The sequence below is a fragment of the Mesorhizobium sp. M7A.F.Ca.CA.002.15.2.1 genome (genome assembly GCF_003998715.1).
Classification (GTDB): domain Bacteria; phylum Pseudomonadota; class Alphaproteobacteria; order Rhizobiales; family Rhizobiaceae; genus Mesorhizobium; species Mesorhizobium ciceri.
In genome coordinates this window covers 1-2,109 of sequence record NZ_RZPI01000846.1, presented here as the reverse complement: position 1 = coordinate 2,109, position 2,109 = coordinate 1, and the positions used below count along the sequence as shown (strand labels likewise).

3 protein-coding genes are annotated in these 2,109 nt (G+C 64.0%); 2 read left to right on the top strand and 1 reads right to left on the bottom strand.

What is annotated here, in order from left to right; translation table 11 throughout:
* On the bottom strand, positions 1 to 822 hold an 822-nt coding region (locus ENZ74_RS30160), incomplete at its 3' end, for a LysR substrate-binding domain-containing protein (RefSeq protein ID WP_127313225.1).
* Here ENZ74_RS30160 and ENZ74_RS34560 point away from each other — a divergent pair.
* Positions 772 to 1,104, top strand: coding sequence for a hypothetical protein (locus tag ENZ74_RS34560; protein ID WP_127390035.1), 333 nt, complete (start codon positions 772 to 774; stop codon positions 1,102 to 1,104). The two genes, ENZ74_RS30160 and ENZ74_RS34560, sit on opposite strands and share 51 nt — an antisense overlap.
* Positions 1,101 to 2,109: molybdopterin-dependent oxidoreductase (locus ENZ74_RS30155; RefSeq protein WP_164761325.1), on the top strand; the 1,009-nt coding region annotated here is incomplete at its 3' end. The genes ENZ74_RS34560 and ENZ74_RS30155, both read left to right, overlap by 4 nt.

The window sequence follows — 2,109 nt, the reverse complement described above, 5'->3', positions numbered from 1 at the left end:
ATGGGTGATCATGGCGAAGTCGCGTTTCGGCAATTCGAGCGGCACGGATCTGAGACTGCCTTCAGCCACGGCGCGGGCCACGACAAGCTCCGAAATGATGGTGGCGCCGGCTCCCGCCTCGACCGCCTGGCGGATAGCCTCGTTGCTCGGCAGCACCAAAAAAATCTGCAAGTCGGCGAGCGAAATGCCTTCGTGGCGCGCCAGATCCTCCAGCACTTCGCGTGTGCCCGAACCGCCCTCGCGGATGATCCAGCGCAGGTCCTTGATGTCGGAGTGGCCGGGCGCAACTTCGGCGATCTCCGGATGCGTGCTGGCAACCACCAGCATCAGCCTGTCGACGTCGACCTTGGTGCGGCGCAGGATGTCGGACTCGGTGCGCCCCTCGACCAGGCCGAGATCCGCCGCGCCATCGAGGACATTGGCCTCAACCTGCCTGGTGTTGCCGATGGAGACGCTCAGCCTGACGGCCGGATAGGCTTCATGGAAGGAAGCCAGCCGGCGCGGCAGCCAGTAGCTGGCGATGGTCTGGCTGGCGGCGATCGAGAGGCTGCCGGTGACGGTCTGCGAGACATGCTCCAGCACATTGCGGGCGGCGGCGGCCCGTTCGAGCACGGCCTTGGCCTCCGGCAGGAACCGGTGGCCGGTCTGGGCAAGCTCGATGTTGCGGCCGACCCGGTTGAACAGGTGGACGCCGTGCTGTTCTTCAAGCGCCCGGATGGCCGCCGATGCCGCCGACTGCGAAATGCCCAGCAGTTCCGCCGCCTTGGTCATGTGGCCGCGCTCGGCGACGGCGACGAAAATCCGCAACTGATCCAGGGTCATGTCCACATTAAGAACCAATATCGATCGAATTTACAAGAACAACTGATTAGACAGATCGATACCTTTATTCTAAGTTTTCCGGCGAAGTTAGAAAAAATTCGCCGAAAGATCGCAGAGAGCAGAATGATCGGGCGGCTCAGATCCCTGCTTGCGCATTGGACCCGCGGCTTAAGGCGGCGGCTGGCCGGCGATCGCTATCACCCGGAAGAGCACTATATGCGCGGCCCCGGGCCGAAGACGCGGGCCAAATCCATGCGCCGTACAGGCGCCACCGGATCATGATGCAGGGACCGCCGCGCGGCGCGAATTCGGCACCATCGCAACGCCCGCTTGCCGACACGCGAGCGCCCGATGAAGGCGACGGCGTCGACACCTCGCCTGCCGTTTCCGACAGCATCGCCAAGACGACCTGCTACATGTGCGCCTGCCGCTGCGGAATCGATGTACACATCAAGGATGGCAAGGTCCGCTACATCAACGGCAACAAGGACCACCCGGTCAATCGCGGCGTGATCTGCGGCAAGGGCAGCTCCGGCATCATGCAGCATTACAGCCCGGCAAGGCTGAAGAAGCCATTGCTGCGCGCCGGCCCGCGCGGCTCCGGCGAGTTCCGCGAGATCGAGTGGGAGGAGGCGTTTTCTATCGCTACGGAACGGCTGTCGAACATCCGCCGGACCGACCCCAGGAAACTCGCCTTCTTCACCGGCCGCGACCAGTCGCAGTCGCTGACCGGCTGGTGGGCGAGCCAGTTCGGTACGCCGAACTTCGCCGCCCATGGCGGCTTCTGTTCGGTCAACATGGCGGCCGGCGGCCTCTATACGATCGGCGGTTCGTTCTGGGAGTTCGGCGAGCCCGACTGGGACAACACCCGGTATTTCATGCTATTCGGTGTCGCCGAGGATCACGATTCCAACCCGATCAAGATCGGTCTCGGCAAGCTCAAGGCGCGCGGCGCCAAGGTCGTCTCGATCAATCCGTGCCGCACCGGCTACAATGCCATTGCCGATGACTGGATCGGCATCCGGCCCGGAACAGACGGCCTGTTCGTGTTCGCCCTCATCCACGAATTGCTCAAGGCGGGTCGCGTCGATCTCGAGTATCTGCTGCGCTACACCAATGCCCATGTTCTCGTCGTGCAGGAGCCAGGTGCTGCCGATGACGGGCTGTTCGTGCGCGATGCCGACGGCAATCCGCTGGCTTGGGACAGGGTGGCGAAGACACCGGTCAGCGCCGCCGATGCCGGTGCGAAACCGGCGCTGACCGGCAGCTTCACGATCGGCGGGCGCC